This window comes from Fructobacillus apis (assembly GCF_023893635.1).
Taxonomy (GTDB): domain Bacteria; phylum Bacillota; class Bacilli; order Lactobacillales; family Lactobacillaceae; genus Fructobacillus; species Fructobacillus apis.
Genome location: NZ_JAMWYK010000011.1, coordinates 1 through 16164 on the forward strand (window position 1 = coordinate 1; position 16164 = coordinate 16164).

The 16164-nt window shown below is 46.3% G+C and carries 15 protein-coding genes and 7 tRNA genes; 19 read left to right on the top strand and 3 right to left on the bottom strand.

The genetic code is table 11. The features are described 5' to 3' along the window. Positions 1–106 precede the first annotated feature (106 nt). The 15 genes from NFX39_RS06270 to NFX39_RS06340 all read left to right on the top strand — a co-directional run bounded on the left by NFX39_RS06270 (position 107) and on the right by NFX39_RS06340 (position 9085). Positions 107–197 (top strand) — tRNA-Ser (locus NFX39_RS06270). Positions 198–206: 9 nt separating this feature from the next. Then, positions 207–279: transfer RNA gene (locus tag NFX39_RS06275), tRNA-Val, on the top strand. 101 nt (positions 280–380) lie between these two features. Continuing rightward, a tRNA-Trp gene (locus NFX39_RS06280) sits at positions 381–454 on the top strand. A 2-nt stretch (positions 455–456) separates the two neighbouring features. Further along, positions 457–529 (top strand) — tRNA-His (locus NFX39_RS06285). 26 nt (positions 530–555) lie between these two features. Beyond that, a tRNA-Leu gene (locus NFX39_RS06290) sits at positions 556–639 on the top strand. A gap of 94 nt (positions 640–733) precedes the next feature. Continuing rightward, positions 734–1321: a DUF4767 domain-containing protein gene (locus NFX39_RS06295; protein WP_252444075.1), complete on the top strand. Its 588-nt coding sequence runs from the start codon at positions 734–736 to the stop codon at positions 1319–1321. A 182-nt stretch (positions 1322–1503) separates the two neighbouring features. Further along, positions 1504–2220 carry a 16S rRNA (guanine(527)-N(7))-methyltransferase RsmG gene (gene rsmG / locus NFX39_RS06300; protein WP_252444078.1) on the top strand — a complete coding sequence of 239 codons (717 nt, stop codon included), beginning with the start codon at positions 1504–1506 and terminating at the stop codon, positions 2218–2220. Between the two features lie 30 nt (positions 2221–2250). Beyond that, positions 2251–3015, top strand: coding sequence for a ParA family protein (locus NFX39_RS06305; protein WP_252444080.1), 765 nt, complete (start codon positions 2251–2253; stop codon positions 3013–3015). Beyond that, positions 3008–3910 carry a ParB/RepB/Spo0J family partition protein gene (locus NFX39_RS06310; protein ID WP_252444082.1) on the top strand — a complete coding sequence of 301 codons (903 nt, stop codon included), beginning with the start codon at positions 3008–3010 and terminating at the stop codon, positions 3908–3910. The genes NFX39_RS06305 and NFX39_RS06310 overlap by 8 nt, the downstream gene beginning before the upstream one ends. Further along, a complete protein-coding gene (locus NFX39_RS06315; RefSeq protein ID WP_252444084.1) occupies positions 3910–4113 on the top strand; it encodes a DUF951 domain-containing protein in 204 nt (67 codons plus the stop codon). The genes NFX39_RS06310 and NFX39_RS06315 overlap by 1 nt, the downstream gene beginning before the upstream one ends. Before the next feature lie 32 nt (positions 4114–4145). Beyond that, entirely contained in the window at positions 4146–5246 is a 1101-nt protein-coding gene (gene ychF, locus NFX39_RS06320) for a redox-regulated ATPase YchF (protein WP_252444086.1), read from the top strand. Between the two features lie 20 nt (positions 5247–5266). Further along, on the top strand, positions 5267–5977 hold the full coding sequence (locus tag NFX39_RS06325; protein WP_252444088.1) for a DUF1129 family protein: 711 nt from the start codon (positions 5267–5269) through the stop codon (positions 5975–5977). 2 nt (positions 5978–5979) lie between these two features. After that, positions 5980–6669, top strand: a complete 690-nt coding sequence (locus NFX39_RS06330; protein WP_252444090.1) for a response regulator transcription factor — start codon at positions 5980–5982, stop codon at positions 6667–6669. Positions 6670–6671: 2 nt separating this feature from the next. Continuing rightward, complete coding sequence (locus tag NFX39_RS06335) at positions 6672–7748, top strand: sensor histidine kinase (protein ID WP_252444092.1); 1077 nt, start codon at positions 6672–6674, stop codon at positions 7746–7748. After that, complete coding sequence (locus tag NFX39_RS06340; RefSeq protein WP_252444094.1) at positions 7748–9085, top strand: D-alanyl-D-alanine carboxypeptidase family protein; 1338 nt, start codon at positions 7748–7750, stop codon at positions 9083–9085. Before NFX39_RS06335 ends, NFX39_RS06340 begins: the two co-directional genes overlap by 1 nt. A 75-nt stretch (positions 9086–9160) precedes the next feature. Here the strand turns inward: NFX39_RS06340 and NFX39_RS06345 are convergent, their stop codons facing one another. Then, positions 9161–9790 carry a GntR family transcriptional regulator gene (locus NFX39_RS06345; protein WP_252444096.1) on the bottom strand — a complete coding sequence of 210 codons (630 nt, stop codon included), beginning with the start codon at positions 9788–9790 and terminating at the stop codon, positions 9161–9163. Between the two features lie 159 nt (positions 9791–9949). Between NFX39_RS06345 and NFX39_RS06350 the strand changes: the two genes are divergently transcribed. Both NFX39_RS06350 and NFX39_RS06355 read left to right on the top strand, forming a co-directional pair. Then, positions 9950–11149: a quaternary amine ABC transporter ATP-binding protein gene (locus tag NFX39_RS06350; protein WP_252444099.1), complete on the top strand. Its 1200-nt coding sequence runs from the start codon at positions 9950–9952 to the stop codon at positions 11147–11149. After that, complete coding sequence (locus tag NFX39_RS06355; protein ID WP_252444101.1) at positions 11139–12857, top strand: ABC transporter permease/substrate binding protein; 1719 nt, start codon at positions 11139–11141, stop codon at positions 12855–12857. Before NFX39_RS06350 ends, NFX39_RS06355 begins: the two co-directional genes overlap by 11 nt. Positions 12858–12934: 77 nt before the next feature. On the opposite strand, the gene NFX39_RS06360 is transcribed toward NFX39_RS06355, so the two are convergent. Both NFX39_RS06360 and NFX39_RS06365 read right to left on the bottom strand, forming a co-directional pair. Beyond that, positions 12935–14164 carry an ABC transporter permease gene (locus NFX39_RS06360; RefSeq protein WP_252444102.1) on the bottom strand — a complete coding sequence of 410 codons (1230 nt, stop codon included), beginning with the start codon at positions 14162–14164 and terminating at the stop codon, positions 12935–12937. Then, on the bottom strand, positions 14157–15053 hold the full coding sequence (locus NFX39_RS06365) for an ABC transporter ATP-binding protein (protein WP_252444104.1): 897 nt from the start codon (positions 15051–15053) through the stop codon (positions 14157–14159). The genes NFX39_RS06360 and NFX39_RS06365 overlap by 8 nt, the downstream gene beginning before the upstream one ends. 514 nt (positions 15054–15567) lie before the next feature. On the opposite strand from NFX39_RS06365, the gene NFX39_RS06370 reads away from it, so the two are divergent. Together NFX39_RS06370 and NFX39_RS06375 are read left to right on the top strand one after the other, a co-directional pair. Then, positions 15568–15639, top strand: a tRNA-Glu gene (locus NFX39_RS06370). 286 nt (positions 15640–15925) lie between these two features. After that, positions 15926–15998: transfer RNA gene (locus NFX39_RS06375), tRNA-Asn, on the top strand. Positions 15999–16164 lie beyond the last annotated feature (166 nt).

Here is a 16164-nt window from a genome sequence, read left to right on the forward strand (position 1 = left end):
CGAACACAGAAGTTAAGCTCTTTAGCGCCAAAAGTAGTTGCCGGAACGCTGGCTGCGAGGATAGGACGACGCGATGCCTGTACATATAAAAATAAAAAAGAGTTTTGGAGAGGTGTCCGAGTCTGGCTTAAGGAGCACGGTTGGAAACCGTGTAAGCGTCGAAAGGTGCTTCGAGGGTTCGAATCCCTTCCTCTCCATTAAATTCTGGACGCTTAGCTCAGCTGGGAGAGCACCTGCCTTACAAGCAGGGGGTCACAGGTTCGATCCCTGTAGCGTCCATCGCAACATTTTCTTTTTTATTTTTACAGCATGGGCAAGAGTGCTTCATGGGGTGCGAGTCCTCAGCATGTTGTTCAGTTATAAGACTGATTTGATAATTTAGGGATATAGTTCAATGGTAGAATAGCGGTCTCCAAAACCGTTGATGGGGGTTCGACTCCCTCTATCCCTGCCATGGCGGTAGTGGTGAAGTGGTTAACACACTGGTTTGTGGATCCAGCATGCGAGGGTTCGATCCCCTTCTATCGCCCTAATAAAGTTGCAAAACTTTATATTGCCCTTGTGGCGGAATTGGCAGACGCGCTGGACTCAAAATCCAGTGGTGGCAACACCGTGTGGGTTCGACTCCCACCGAGGGCATCACCAAGGTAACTCAGTTATGAGTTGCCTTTTTTCTTTGCTTTTTTTCGTGTAAAATATGTATAAGCAAACACGTATTCAAGAGGAGAGAAGCATGAAGAAAAGCACGGGTTGGACTTTGGCATTAATTGTTGCTGCGGTATTCATTGGCTTAATGTTTGTTCTTGGTAAGAACAGCGGTCATAAGGTAAGTGAAAAGAACGATACCGCCGCTTCATACGCAGCATCATCCTCATCTTCTTCAAAGAAGAAGGCTGCTGTGGCTGAGAATAGCTTCTGGTCAAACAAGAAGAACGAAGACCTTTCATCCTTTATGTCTTCATGGCAAAAGAAGATGAAGCAAGAATACGTCGGAACATACGACGGAAAGGAACCAAACTACTACGGTATCTTACTTCCTGAGGAACTTGAAAGTGGTCGCTTGAAGAATCAATTGATTTTTGACGGGAAGCAGAAGAATGTTTCTTGGAACCCTTCAGCAAATGAACAAGACGGGTTAAACATCGTTGCCGTTGCAGCCCAGTCGAGCCAGGGAATGAAGAACATTCTTTACTTCTTTGCCATCGAAAACAACCAACCGACCGTGTATGTTTCAACGACGAACAACGGTGGTCAGCTCTACTTTGAAAAGAGTCAAAACGCTGATCTTCAAAAGAACTTTGGAAAGATTTTCCATTCTTAAAAGAAGAACGATCATCGAAAAGATGGTGGATTTCAACTTTTAAAAAGTCCAAAAAGCCGAGGCCTGTTCCGCGGCTTTTTTTGTAAGGAAAAAGAAACGCGAATTCCTTGATTATCGGCGGTATTTTAGGTATTCTTGATATTAGTAAACTAGGGGAAAATGGCCTGGTTTGGAGGAAAAATTTGAATCCAGAATCTTTTAAAAATCAATTAGCCGAGGCCGGATTATCCCTATCGGACAAACAGTTAGCACAGTTTGAAAGCTACTTTGAAAAACTTGTGTTGGCGAACCAATCCTTTAACTTGACGGCGATCACCGAAAAAGAAGAAGTGTACTTAAAGCATTTCTACGATTCTTTGACTTTGGCTTTGGAATTTCCAGAGTTAAAAGATGGAGAACCAACCTTGATTGACGTTGGTTCCGGAGCCGGTTTTCCAGCTTTGCCATTGAAGATTGCCTTGCCTAACTTAAAGGTGACGATGGTTGATTCTTTGAACAAGCGTGTCAATTTCTTAAAGGACATGGTGAAGGAACTGGGCCTTGAAAACGTGACTGTCATTCACGGCCGCGCGGAAGACCTTGGAAAGGACGCAAAGCTTCGCGAAAGCTTCGACTACGCAACGGCTCGTGCTGTTGCGAGAACGGCTGTCTTGGCGGAGTACACCTTGCCATTCGTTCACGTCGGTGGTGCCTTTCTCGTGATGAAGGGCTCAGCCGGTCAAGAAGAAATGAAGGCCGGACAAAAGGCCCTCGATACGTTAGGCGGAAAGTTAGTATCCGAGACGGATTTGACTTTGCCAAACCAAGACCCTCGGGTAATCCAACGTGTTGATAAGGTGAAGAAGACACCTAAAAAGTACCCCCGCCAAGCGGGTACACCTTCGAAGAAACCCCTTTAAGCATTTATTCTTTTGTAAAGGAGCAAGACTGTGGCAAAAATTATTGCTTTAGCCAACCAAAAAGGTGGCGTTGGTAAAACAACAACTAGTATCAATCTCTCTGCGGCTTTAGCAAAGGCTGGCAAGAAAGTCCTCTTAGTCGACGCGGATCCGCAAGGTAACGCATCGTCTGGTGTCGGTGTCGACAAGTCCACTTTGGAACACGACATTTACGACGTCATTGTTCAGGACTTTCCTGCAAAAGATGCCATCTTGCATTCCTCAACAAAGGGATTGGACATTTTACCAACGACGATTCAGTTATCAGAAGCTGAAGTTCAGTTGGTTGAGATGGAAGAACGTGAATACCGCTTGAATCGCGCTTTAGCTTCCGTTTCCGGCGAGTACGATTACGTCATCATCGATAACCCACCGTCATTGGGATTGCTGACGATTAACTCCTTTACGGCTGCCGATGCCGTGTTGATTCCCGTACAAACGGAATTCTACGCACTCGAAGGTTTGGGACAGTTGATTAACACCATCGAACTTGTTCGCCAGGGCTTGAACCCTGAACTTGAAATGGCTGGTATCTTGCTAACGATGTACGATAGCCGGACGAACTTGGCTAAGCAAGTTTCAGAAGAAGTTCGCTCATATTTCGAAGACCGCGTTTACGACACGGTCATTCCGCGCTCCGTTCGTTTGTCCGAAGCGCCTTCATACGGCCAGGCAATCATCGACTTCGACCCGAAGTCACCGGGAGCCCGCGTCTACACAGCCTTTGCAAAGGAGGTCATCGCACAATATGGTTAATAAAAAAGGTGGCTTAGGAAAGAACATGGATTCACTTTTTGGATCCAACGGTATTTCGAAGCAAGCCTTGGAGCACTCCAAGACGGTTACCCGCATCGCTGATGCAGGTGAAAAAGTCGTGGACCTCCCGCTTGCAAAAATTGAAGCAAACCCATTCCAGCCCCGCCTGAAGTTTGACGAGGACTCCATTAAGGAATTGGCGCAATCAATTAAGGAAAACGGTTTGCTTACGCCAATCATCGTTCGTAAGGCTGGTGCCAAGTACCAAATCATTGCCGGTGAACGTCGTTTCCGCGCAACGAAGACCTTGGCAGAAAAGACCATCACGGCCATTGTTCGCGAAACAAACGATGAGACGATGGCCACGTTGGCCTTGATTGAAAACTTGCAGCGTGACAACCTGGACCCAATCGAAGAGGCACGTGCCTATGCGAACTTGATGTCGCAGCTTGAATTAACGCAATCCAAGTTGGCTGACCGAGTGGGGAAGGAACGAACAACCGTTGCCAACGCGCTACGTTTGTTGAAGTTGCCTGACAAGGTACAAGAACTCGTTCAACAGGGGCAATTGTCCATGGGACAGGCCCGGGCCTTACTTGGTTTGGAAAAGGAAAGCCACTTGAATGCCGTGTTGTCCACGGTCTTGAAGGAAGGCTTGAACGTTCGTCAGGTTGAGGCCTTGGTTAAAAAGGCGAACTCTGGTGATAAGCCAAAGAAGCCGGAAAAGGAAAAGTCACCATTCGCCGAAGACTTGGCCCTCCGTTTGGAAGACAAGTTTGGAACCAAGGTGAAGGTGAACGCCGGTAAGAAGGGTTCAGGAAAGATTGAAATCAACTACGTTTCCAACCGTGATTTGGAACGCATCTTGGAAATCTTATCCATCGAGGTAGACTAATGGTTGAAAAAAAGGATTACGATTTGGGTGACTTGGTGGAGATGAAAAAGCCCCATGCCTGCGGTAGTAATGCTTGGATCATCAACCGCATGGGCGCTGACATCAAGTTGACTTGCTCCGCATGTCAACGCACCATCATGTTAACCCGTCACGACTTTAACAAGCGCCTGAAGAAGGTCCTTGAAAAAGCCGATAACAACTAACACAAGAAAACGAGAGAAGAGAGGACCAGAGGATGGCTTTAACAGCTGGAATCGTTGGTTTGCCAAACGTTGGGAAGTCAACTTTATTTAACGCAATTACAAAAGCGGGGGCCGAAATGGCCAACTACCCCTTTGCCACGATCGAACCAAACGTCGGAATCGTCGAGGTCCCAGATAATCGTTTAGCTCGCATTCAAGAAATTGAACCAGCGGACAAGATTATCCCAACGACCTTCGAATTTACTGACATTGCCGGTATCGTTAAGGGAGCCTCAAAGGGTGAAGGACTTGGAAACAAGTTCTTGGAAAACATTCGTCAGGTTAACGCCATCGTGCACGTTGTTCGTGCCTTCGACAACGATGAAATCATTCACGTGAATGGTAAGGTTGATCCATTGGACGACATCTCAACCATCAACACGGAATTGATTTTGGCCGACTTGGAAGCCGTTGACAAGCGCTATGCAAAGGTAGCCCGTGCCGCAAAGGGGTCTGATAAGGTAGCCAAGGCGGAAGCCGCTGTTTTGGAAAAGATCAAGCCCGTCCTTGAAGAAGGAAAGGCCGTTCGTACCATCGACTTTTCAGACGAAGAAAAGGAAGTCGTAAAGGGCTTCTTCTTGCTTACGGCTAAGCCAACGTTGTACGTGGCAAACATCGCTGAAGACGACATGGCTGACCCAGAAGCTTCCGCTTACTTCAAGCAAATCAAGGACTTCGCTGCGACAGAAGGTGCTGAAGTGATCGGACTTTCAGCAAATGCCGAAGAAGAAATCGCCCAGTTGGACGATGACGAAAAGGCGGATTACCTTGAATTGGCTGGTATCGAAGAACCAGGATTGAACAAGTTGATTCGCTCTGCCTACCACTTGTTGGACTTGCGTACGTTCTTTACCGCTGGTGGTAAGGAAACGCGTGCCTGGACTTTCAAGGCTGGCTATAAGGCACCACAAGCAGCTGGTGTTATCCACTCCGACTTCGAACGTGGTTTCATCCGTGCCGAAACCATTGCCTTTGATGACTTGGACAAGTATGGTTCAGTCAAGGCTGTGAAGGAAGCAGGACGCCTCCGTTCCGAAGGTAAGGATTACGATGTCCAAGACGGTGACATCATTGAATTCCGCTTTAACGTTTAAGAATTAAAAAGGGTGAGACGATGACAGAAGTCGAACACAAATTATCAAAAAAGAACCAAGATTTCCTTTTCCGCTTCAAGAAGGGCTTGATGAAGTCTGACCAAGTGGAAGATGAAAAGAAGGATGAAATCTTGGCCGAAATCGAAGGCCAATTGGCTGAAGGTCAAAAGAGTGGTCAAACGGCAGCGCAGTTGTTTGGTTCACCAAGTGAGGCCTTGAATAGCTTCTTGAACCCTGTCCGTTTGGCAAAGGGCTTCCACGACTATTCATTCACTTTCTTGGCAATCGACACGGCCTTGGTTTTGGTCATGTTCTTGACCGGATTCTTCACGGTTACGATGGGATTCTCTGGTTCAGCTAAGGGATCAGAAGGAATCGGATTGCTTTCCGTTTTGGCCTTGTCTGCCTGGGGTGGTGCCATTTACACTTGGGCCATGCAGGGATTGGTTCCAAACCCTGATGCAGAAGAAAAGAAGAAGCGCTTCCCAACGTGGGCATTGTTAATCATCGTTGCGCTCTTGTGGGTTGGTGGTTTCTCACTCTTCTTGTACTTGCCAGCCTTTATCAACCCAATCTTACCGGTTTGGGGATACGGTTTGGTCTTCTTCATTGCATGGGCGGCTTACTTTGTAAACCGTCACATGGCTGGAATGAAGCGCGGTGGTGTTTTGGCCATCTCAAAGCTCGCCCAGCAAGAACGTTTGAAGCAGGAAGCGGATAAAAGAGGTTAATCATGAAAATTTTAGTTGTTGATGACGATCAAGAGATCGCTGAATTACTTGAAATTTACTTGAAGAACGAAGGCTACGAACCATTGATTGCAAAAGATGGTAAGGAAGCCTTGTCCAAGTTCAACACCAACCCTGACATCGCCCTCATGGTTTTGGACATTATGATGCCAAACATGACCGGATTTGATGTCTTGAAGGAAGTTCGCAAGGACACGCACATCCCAATCTTGATGTTGTCTGCCAAGTCAACGGACATGGACAAGATTCAAGGGTTGATTTCAGGGGCTGATGACTACGTCACAAAGCCATTCAACCCATTGGAAGTGATGGCGCGTATCCGTTCCTTGATTCGTCGTTCTCAAAATGCTGTTCAGGAACAAAAGCCAGACGTTTTGACGGTTGCCTCCCTTGTCATTAACAAGGATTCACACGACGTGAAGACGGCTTCCGGGGAATTGGTTAATTTGACGGCCCTTGAATTCGGAATTCTTTACCTCTTAGCTTCACACCCAAACCGCGTGTTCTCAGCTGATGACATCTTTGAACGTGTTTGGCAACAAGAATCTGTTGTTTCGGCAAAGACGGTTATGGTTCACGTTTCCCATCTTCGTGATAAGCTAGAAGAAGCGACCGGTGGTGACCAGGTTATCCAAACGGTCTGGGGTGTTGGATACAAAATTGAAGTGAACTAACTATGATTAAAACAATCACATTGCGATTTTTGGCCTTGGTGAAAGTGCTTGTAGAGCTTGCTTTTTCCGCTGCACTGGCCTGGGTCTTGCTGTTTGATTGCTTGAAAGTAAGGCCCACCTGGTCAGATTGGACCGGTTGGCCTTCTTTTTGCTTTTTGACAGCTGGCATTTTCTTCTTTTATTTAATTTTAAAGTTACCGAGTTACAATCGGAATCGTGCTTTCAAAAAGTTGTTGGCGCTTTTAAGAGAAAAGCGCCAAGTCCAACTTGGTGAAAAGAAGTTAACAAAGCAAGTTAAAAAAACAAAGCCGAACGCTTTGTTGACGGATGTTCTGTCGGGTTACGAAGCCCGTGAAAAGGACTACCAGAAGGAAGCAGCTTCTAAGGAAGAGATGATGACCAATATCTCTCATGATTTGAGAACGCCATTAACGGCGATTATTGGTTATTTGGGTTTGGTGGCAACACCAAATGCCATTGTTAAAGAAGAAGATAAGCAGAAGTACATTGAGACGGCCTATCATAAAGCCAATCAGATGAAGGTCTTGGTTGAAGACTTATTTGAGTTTGCAAAGCTGCAATCCTCTCAAGTGAATCTGAATATCACTGACTTCTCATTAGGCGACTTGTTCGAACAGGTTCTGGCCAACTATGCCATGGAGGCAAAGGATAAGCATATTCAGCTCACCACGCAATTAGCTCCGAAGTTAATTGTGATGGCGGGGGATTCTGAAAAACTCGCCCGAGTGTTAATTAACCTGGTCGAAAACGCCTTAAAGTATGGTGCTGGCGCTTCTTTCATCAAAATTACTGCACAGGAAAAAGACGACGACAAAATTGAAATTCGGGTCGTTAATAATGGACCGGCCATTCCAAAAGAAGCACAAGAACAACTCTTTGATCGCTTCTATCGGGTTGAGTCATCCAGAAATACAAAAACCGGAGGAACAGGCCTTGGCCTGTCTATCGTAAAGGGCGTTATCGATCAACATCAGGGAGAGATTCACGTTGAATCCAACGATGAGTCGACAGCGTTCATTATGACATTGCCTAAAAAACAAAGAAAAGAAGCTGACTAATGTTTAAGAAAAAGCAGTCAATTCAATTTCATACTGATCAAACGAGAAAAAAGAAGGGGAGCAAGCTGAAGAAGTGGCTTGTGGCTCTTCTGATCATTTTTGTTGTAGCAGCAGGTGCGACCTACTTCTTTTGGCCACACGTTCAAAAGACAGTGAAGAAGCAATTGCTTGGTGACGAAGTACCCGTCACGTTGAAAGTGGATGCCAAGTCTGCGCTTGTTGTTGATCTGTCGACCGGACAAGTTTTGGGTGAAAAGAACGCGGATAAGCAAGTGGCCATTGCTTCTCAATCCAAGATGCTCGTTGCATACGGTGTCTTGAAGGGGATTCAAAACAAGCAAATCACCTGGAATAGCCAGGTAACGATTCCTGCTTCCGCTGACCTTTCAGCACAAAACAACAATGAATTCTCTCACTTGGAAATCAAGCAGGGCGACAAGGTGTCTGTTCGTGACCTTTACTGGTCCATGTTCACCAATTCTGCAAACGACGCGGCTTTTGCCTTGACGTCTTACATGACGCCGCAGGGTCAAACGAGTCAGAGTACGTTGCAAGGTTGGGCCAATGAACTAAACTTAACCGGATCTGACTGGTACAACGGTGCGGGACAAAAGAACGGGGATGCCTTTGATAACGAAGTGAAGTCCGCTTCATCAAATGCCTACAACTCGGCTTCAGCTACTCAGGTAGCCCAAATCGCTCGTGCGGTTGTTGAGATGGACCCAACGTTGAAGAAGCTGACAAAGGACGCGAACCTGGTTTACACCAAGAATCGTCGGACAAAGACTTCCGTAACTTCAGGATTTGGTTCGGAATTCCGACAGATTCAAGCCAACTTGGATAACGAAAACGATTTGACGATGCTTGGTTTGAAGACGGGGTCAACGCCTGAATCAGGTGGTTGCTTCACTGGAATTGTAAAGGATAAGAAGGGACACCTCTTCTTAACCGTTATCAACGATGCCGGGAGCTACACGGATAACACCAAGCGTTTCCAGGGAACAATCGATATTGTCGACCAAGTACTTTCCGAGATGGTTGCCCACGATTACAAGGCGGGCTCAACGATTGAAGATTACGAATCACTTGCTATTAAGGATACTAAGGTTCGTGCAAAGGTTCAGGTTGCGGCTAACAAGACGTACTGGAACCGCAACAAGGATGACTTGGTACTGGACAAGGCGCCAACGTTGAAGACGGCACCAGACGCCTCTGAAACGAAGACGCTCGCGACGATCGGCGTTCAAATGAAGGGTGAATTCTTGCCTGGTACTACAAAGGATCAGAAGGGTATTGGCCTTGAACTTGAGGGACAACCAGTTCCTGAAGAGGATTAATTCATCGTAAAAGAAAAGGACAGGAAGAAATTCCTGTCCTTTTTTATTTCGAATTAAATTGAACAACGGGTTTTATTAGTCGTTGTTTTCAGGGTCGAAGAACGATTGCATCGCCTCGACTGTTTTTTCGGAACCCACAAAATAAATGGTATCGCCCGGCGTGATGTTCGCGTATGGGCCGGGCGACAAAATCAAATCGTCTTCGTGGAGAATGCCAATGATGGTAGCGCCAGTGTTTTGCCAAACGTTCAAAGAACCAATGGATTGGTTCAACTTGTCAGAGGCTTCGTCCGGAATCAGTTCGAACGGAGACATGGGATTTTGTTGTCGAACACGCTGCGTTTGATCCAATAGCAAGGAGAAGGCCTCATCAAGGTTGGTAAGGTCTTCACGCTGCTTACGAATTAGATCTTTAATCTCACTGTGTGTTTGATGTAGGTCCCGGGTTTCGCGCGCTTGGTCCAGGAAGTCTTTTGCTTTTTCAGCGGATAACACTTCAACACCAGACCCATGGACTGGCTTCACGATATCCAAGTCCGCTAGAACAGAGATTGCCTTTCGCGCCGTTTCAGCCGAGACACCGAAGGTGGCCGCAAGCGTTGAACGTGCGTGGAGCTTCTCACCAATTTTGAATTTTTTCTGAACGATGTGTTCGGCAATGTCCAGGGCAATCTTGTGATAGCGTGGTTCTTTGATCTTCGGCATAGCAGTGTTTCCTTAAAGAAAGTTAGAATTTTGTTTGATAAAAAGTGACAACCCGTGTATGATATTAAGTGGTCACTATTGCCCATCTGTTCTAAAGAACCGGTGGTCACTTTTTAGTTTATTTCAAATTAAGGCAGTAGTCAACTAATAGGAGGATTTATGCCAAAAGTGCAGATTAAGCACTTAACCAAGGTCTTCGGTAAAAAGCAGAAAGCTGCTTTGAAGATGGTTAAGGAGAATAAGTCTAAGAACGAAATTTTTGAAAAGACTGGTTCAACGGTTGGTGTTTACGACATCAACTTGGAAGTTAACGAAGGTGAAATCTTCGTTATCATGGGTCTTTCAGGTTCCGGTAAGTCAACGTTGATTCGTTTGCTTAACCGTTTGATCGAACCAACTTCAGGTCAGATCATTTTGGATGGTAAGGAAATTACCCACTACAACAAGAAGGAAATGTTAGACATTCGTCGTGAAAAGATGTCAATGGTCTTCCAGAACTTCGCGTTGTTCCCACACCGTACGATTTTGCAAAACGCGGAATTTGGTTTGGAAATTCAAGGTGTTCCCGCAGCGGAACGTCAAAAGCGTGCAGAACAAGCGTTGGAAAACTCCGGCTTGCTCTCATACAAGGATCAATACCCATCACAACTTTCTGGTGGAATGCAACAACGTGTCGGATTGTCCCGGGCGCTGACCAACGACCCTGACATCTTGCTCATGGATGAAGCGTTCTCAGCCTTGGATCCATTGGTTCGTCACGAAATGCAAGACGAACTCTTGGACTTGCAACAAAACGTGAAGAAGACAATCATCTTCATCACCCACGACTTGAACGAAGCGCTCCGTATCGGAGACCGCATCGCCATCATGAAGGACGGACAGTTGCAACAAATCGGAACGGGTGAAGAAATCTTGACGAACCCAGCAAACGATTACGTTGAAAACTTCGTTGAAGACGTTGACCGTTCAAAGGTTTTGAACGCCGAATCAATCATGATTCCTGGTTTGACTTTGAACGTTGATTCAGACGGTCCAAACGTTGCTTTGCACCGTATGCAAGAAGAAGAAGTTTCAGGATTGGTTGCCATTGACGGAAAGCGTCAATTCGCTGGTTATATCACTTCTGACGCTGCTGTTAAGGCTCGTCGCGAAGAATTGCCATTGCGCGATGTGATGATGGACATGCCAACGGTTAAGCCGGACACGGTTGTTTCTGACATCATGCCAATCATTTACGATGCACAAACACCAGTTGCAGTTGTTGACGATAACAACAAGATGCGCGGAATTATCATCCGTGGTGCTGTGATCGAAGCCTTAGCCCAAACGGAAGGAGACGGACAAACAGATGCTGAATAATCTACTTTCAATTCCTAAGTTGCCCTTAAACGATTGGGTATCAAACGCTGTGAACTGGATGACAGAAAACTGGTCTGGTTTCTTCAACGCTATTCAAAACGGCGGACAATCATGGATGGACGGGATGACGGCCTTCTTGACTGCCATTCCAACGCCTGTCTTCGTGATTGCTTTGGCCCTCTTGGCCTTCTTTACGACGCCTAAGAAGTATGGCTTGCCAGTTTTGATTTTGCTTGGTTTGGCATTGATTGACAACCAAGCCCTCTGGGGTGATTTGATGCAAACGTTGACTCTGGTCTTCACGTCATCATTCATCGCCTTGATTGTTGGTATTCCACTTGGAATCTGGTCATCTAAGTCACCAAAGGCCTTCGCTGTTATCAAGCCAATCTTGGACTTCATGCAGACGATGCCAGCCTTTGTTTACTTGATTCCAGCCGTTGCCTTCTTCGGTATCGGTATGGTGCCAGGAGCCTTCGCCTCAATCATCTTCGCCTTGCCACCAGTTGTTAACTTGACTCACCTCGGGTTGCAACAAGTGCCTGAAGACTTGGTTGAAGCCGCTGATTCATTCGGATCAACGACTTGGCAAAAGCTCTTCAAGTTGGAATTGCCATCTGCAAAGCCTTCAATCATTGCTGGTTCAAAGCAAACGATTATGTTGGCCTTGTCAATGGTTGTGACGGCCTCAATGATTGGTGCACCAGGTCTTGGACGTGGTGTTCTGTCAGCCGTTCAACACGCTGACGTTGGTGCTGGATTCGTTAACGGTATCGCCTTGGTTATCTTGGCCATCATCGTTGACCGCTTTGTTCAAAAGTTGAACACGAACCCTGTGACGACTGCTAAGTTGCCAAAGTGGCGTAAGATTGCTGCTTGGGCAATGGTTGCGGTAATGTTCTTCTCAGGTGCCGTTGGTTCATTCATGGCTGCTAAGGATGCCGGTAAGCAAGTAACGCTTGGTTACGTTGAATGGGATTCCGAAGTTGCCTCAACGAACGTCTTGGCCGAAGCTATGCGTCAGCATGGTTACACGGTGAAGACGACGCCATTGGATAACGCCGTGAACTGGCAATCCGTTGCTAACAAGCAAGTTGATGGAACGGTTTCAGCATGGCTGCCTGTTACTCACAAGGCCATGTTGGCTAAGTACAAGGACAAGGTTGACGTTCTTGGTAAGAACTTGACTGGTGTTCGCCTTGGTTTGGCTGTTCCTGAATACATGGACGTCAACTCAATCTCTGATTTGACGAACCAAGCAGACAAGAATATCGTCGGTATCGAAGCCGGTGCCGGTGTTATGACGGCTGCTCAAAAGACGATTGACTCATACTCTAACCTTTCTGGTTGGAAGTTGACCCCTTCATCATCTGGTGCCATGCCAGCCGCATTGGACAAGGCCTACAAGGCTAAGCAACCAATCGTGGTTACGGGTTGGACGCCACACTGGATGTTCAACAAGTACAAGTTGAAGTTCTTGGATGACCCTAAGAAGACGATGGGTGGGGAAGAATCAATCCAAACGGTTGTCCGTAAGGATTTGAAGAAGACGAACCCTGACACGTACAAGATCATGAAGAACTTTAAGTGGTCACAAGATGACATGCAATCTGTTATGTTGGCTATCCAGGACGGTAAGACGCCTGAACAAGCCGCTAAGGATTACATTAAGACGCACAAGTCTCAAGTTGATTCATGGTTCAAGTAATCATTTAAATGCATAAAGAAAAGCCCGATTCATTTCGAATCGGGTTTTTTTATGTGGTAACAAATGGGCCTGGTCGGTTAGGACTTTTTAATTGGCATTAATGCCTTCCACAATTGCTTCAAAGCGTTCTCTTCAGAATAGGAGAGGACGTTTTTTGCGTAGAGGCGTTGTCCAAACCAAGCGACGAGCACTAGGAACGCCAGCGAGAGGGCCAATGAAATGACGGCTTCAAACCAATTGGCGTAGTGGTTGGCCAACTGGGAGGGCATCAAAGATTGGCCAAGCAATGGCACGTAGGACAAAATCTTAATCAACGCGTTGTTTCCAGCAGCTGATGAAGAAATGCCGACAACGTATGGAATCATCGAAATCACGGTGATGGGCATCATCGCCTGTGAAATCTGTGTCTGGTCGTTGACAACGGACGCTGAGATGGCCGCGATGACTAAGTAGGTACTTGTTCCCACGACAACGAATATCAGCGTGTAAAGCCAAAAGACTGGCGTTAACGCGGAGAAGTATGAGAAGAACATCTGCATCACGTCGGACTTTTGGCCGAGCACGACGGTGGCGATAATCAAGGCCGCGTAAATTCCTAACTGCGTGAGCAGGAGGTAGGCGATTCCAAGAATCTTACCGAAGTACTGGGCTCGCGCCGAAGACGCCGCGAGGAGCGTCTCCATGATACGTGAGGACTTCTCGTTTGCAATCTCCGTTCCAATGATGGACGAGTAGGTCGAAACGATAATGAAGACCACGATGGCGGTTCCAAAGGCTAATCCTTGCTTGACCGCTGTGGCAGCATCGGAATCCTTCTTCTGATTCTTTTCGACAACCTTTGAAGTCAGGGCGAAGGGGTTCTTCAAATCTTCAATCTGCATCGCTGACAAGTTGTATTTCTCAGCCTTGTTTGAAAGGGATTGCTTAGAAAGGAAGGACTTCAGCTCCTCGGTATCGATCTCCGTTGACTTTGGTTGCGTGAGCAACGTTCCCTTATCGTCGTCGATCGTCAGAACACCGTCAATGTCGGCGCTGTTCAAGGCCTTCTTGGCTTTCTCGCTATCTTCAATTTTTGATACCTTGATGTTCAACTTCTTTTCTTCTTTAATCAAGGCTTCCCGCGTGTTGGCTGGTGCGACGACGGCGACATTTGCCGTGTCATGCGATTGCATGGCTGCGATTCCAAAACCAATTCCGGCCGAAACGATAATGAAGATGAAGGGGGCCAAGATGAGTCCCCAGAAGGACTTCTTTTTTAAGCGACCCAAGTAGGTGTGCTTGGCAACGAGTTTAATCTGATTAGGCATGGGTGGCCACCTCCGTTTTGAAGATCTCTGCAAGTGTTGGCGGTTGCTGAGAGAAGGCGGGGATGTAACCGTTGGCCGTCACCTTATCAAAGATGGCGTGGCCAACTTCTTCATTCTCCAAATAGAGGAGATGCCCGGCGCCCTTTTCTTCGACTCGGACGACACCTTCCATATCAAGGAAGTCCGCAGCGGTAAAGTCAGGGGCTTCCACGAAGAGACGGGTACGTCCGAAGGACTCGCGGATTTCTTGCAGAGGACCCTGCAAAACCGTGTGACCCTGCTTCAGCATGACGAGCTTATCGGAAATCTCCGTCACGTTGTCCATGTTGTGGGAGGAGAAGATGATCATGGCGCCCTGCTTCTTCAAATCCTTGATGACATCCATGAAGATGCTGGCATTCACGGGGTCCAAACCAGAAAACGGTTCGTCCAAGATGATAAACTTTGGCTTAAAGATGAGGGCCAGAATCATTTGAATCTTCTGGGCGTTTCCCTTTGAAAGCGTCTGAACCAAATCGGATTTCTTACCAACGACCTGAAGCTTGTTCATCCAGTCGGTCAATTCTTCCTTGGCGCTTTCCTTGTCCATACCGTGCAATTGAGCAAGGTAGAGGACTTGGCTTTCAATGGATTCCTTTTGGTAGAGTCCACGTTCTTCGGGCAAGAAACCAATTTGGTGCTTCTCGGCTTCGGTGATGGGCTTGCCATCCCAGGTGATGTCACCAGAGTCTGCGTCAATGAAGTTCAAAATCATGCGAAAAGTCGTGGTCTTCCCGGCACCGTTTTGACCAATCAAACCGAGGACTTCGCCCGGCTCAATTGTGAAGTTCAAATCCGCAACTGCTTGATGGTCACCAAAGGACTTGTTCACGTTTGATACGGTGATCATAGTTGCTCCTTTAATGAAGTTATTTTACATTAGCTTTTCAACACAAGGCGATTTTGCCATGTGATAACGGTTCTATTATACAGGACTTCGTTGGTGCACATGGGTGATTCAGTAAGGTTTTAATCTTTTTTAGACTGATTGTGTGGCCGTTTTACGAAGGTCGCGCAACCTTACAATGTTGTAAGCGCAGGACTTGTTTCGACTTGCTATACTAGAATCAACATCATGAAAGGAGCGTTGCTCCTGGATACGCCTGCACATTTCGTGCTGTCTTCACGTCTTAGCGCGATGGATGCAGCACATTCTCTCTTGAACCCTTCGGATATTAGGGTACTCAATCTTTTTACATTCCTACTGGGGTGTGCAAATGCGGTGAATAAGGCTGGGACATTGATTTGTCTTGGTCTTTTTTATTTTTTTATGGCAAAGTCAAACCCGGCCAATCAGCGTATTTCCACCTAAAATGGTTGACCGAACCGGGCCAATCTAGTAAACTTATTAAGTATTCAAATATGGCCCTATGGTCAAGTGGTTAAGACGTCGGCTTCTCAGGCCGAAATCGAGGGTTCGACTCCCTCTGGGGCTATAAACGGTTTCATAGGCTTTCACTAGTGTTCAAAAATGCTGGTGTTAAGCCTTTTTTATTTTTTTCGTTTCATCAAATATCAAGAGATTTCAAGCAAAATAACACAAAATTAACACACAAAAATATAGCGGGAATGCTATTAGGGACGGCGTTTATGCCGTTTTTTATTTGGGAAATATACATAAAAGGGACACAAAAACAGTCGATTATTAGAAAAGTTTTAATAAAACTCTGCTATGTGTTGACTTCTCATTTTGTAAGGTTTATTATACATACATAAGTTAATTGTCTTGTAGTTCAGTTGGTAGAACACCGCACTGTTAATGCGAAGGTCGCTGGTTCGAGCCCAGCCGGGACAGTATTGTAGTCGCTCTCGGAGTGGCTTTTTTTATTGTAATAAAAAAGCCCGCAAAATAGCAGGCTTTAATTAAAAATACGTTTTTACGTTGGCTCCTATGATTAAATTATGGACAAAAATGTTCGATATAATTTAATCATAGGAGCTTTTTATGCAAAAAATATCAC

What these genes read in the sequence shown, in the direction of transcription:
- NFX39_RS06295 (WP_252444075.1), top strand. Translation starts at nt 734, where the DNA reads ATGAAGAAAAGCACGGGTTGGACTTTGGCATTAATTGTTGCTGCGGTA.
- NFX39_RS06310 (WP_252444082.1), top strand. Translation starts at nt 3,008, where the DNA reads ATGGTTAATAAAAAAGGTGGCTTAGGAAAGAACATGGATTCACTTTTT.
- NFX39_RS06315 (WP_252444084.1), top strand. Translation starts at nt 3,910, where the DNA reads ATGGTTGAAAAAAAGGATTACGATTTGGGTGACTTGGTGGAGATGAAA.
- ychF (WP_252444086.1), top strand. Translation starts at nt 4,146, where the DNA reads ATGGCTTTAACAGCTGGAATCGTTGGTTTGCCAAACGTTGGGAAGTCA.
- NFX39_RS06325 (WP_252444088.1), top strand. Translation starts at nt 5,267, where the DNA reads ATGACAGAAGTCGAACACAAATTATCAAAAAAGAACCAAGATTTCCTT.
- NFX39_RS06330 (WP_252444090.1), top strand. Translation starts at nt 5,980, where the DNA reads ATGAAAATTTTAGTTGTTGATGACGATCAAGAGATCGCTGAATTACTT.
- NFX39_RS06335 (WP_252444092.1), top strand. Translation starts at nt 6,672, where the DNA reads ATGATTAAAACAATCACATTGCGATTTTTGGCCTTGGTGAAAGTGCTT.
- NFX39_RS06340 (WP_252444094.1), top strand. Translation starts at nt 7,748, where the DNA reads ATGTTTAAGAAAAAGCAGTCAATTCAATTTCATACTGATCAAACGAGA.
- NFX39_RS06345 (WP_252444096.1), bottom strand. Translation starts at nt 9,790, where the DNA reads ATGCCGAAGATCAAAGAACCACGCTATCACAAGATTGCCCTGGACATT.
- NFX39_RS06350 (WP_252444099.1), top strand. Translation starts at nt 9,950, where the DNA reads ATGCCAAAAGTGCAGATTAAGCACTTAACCAAGGTCTTCGGTAAAAAG.
- NFX39_RS06355 (WP_252444101.1), top strand. Translation starts at nt 11,139, where the DNA reads ATGCTGAATAATCTACTTTCAATTCCTAAGTTGCCCTTAAACGATTGG.
- NFX39_RS06360 (WP_252444102.1), bottom strand. Translation starts at nt 14,164, where the DNA reads ATGCCTAATCAGATTAAACTCGTTGCCAAGCACACCTACTTGGGTCGC.
- NFX39_RS06365 (WP_252444104.1), bottom strand. Translation starts at nt 15,053, where the DNA reads ATGATCACCGTATCAAACGTGAACAAGTCCTTTGGTGACCATCAAGCA.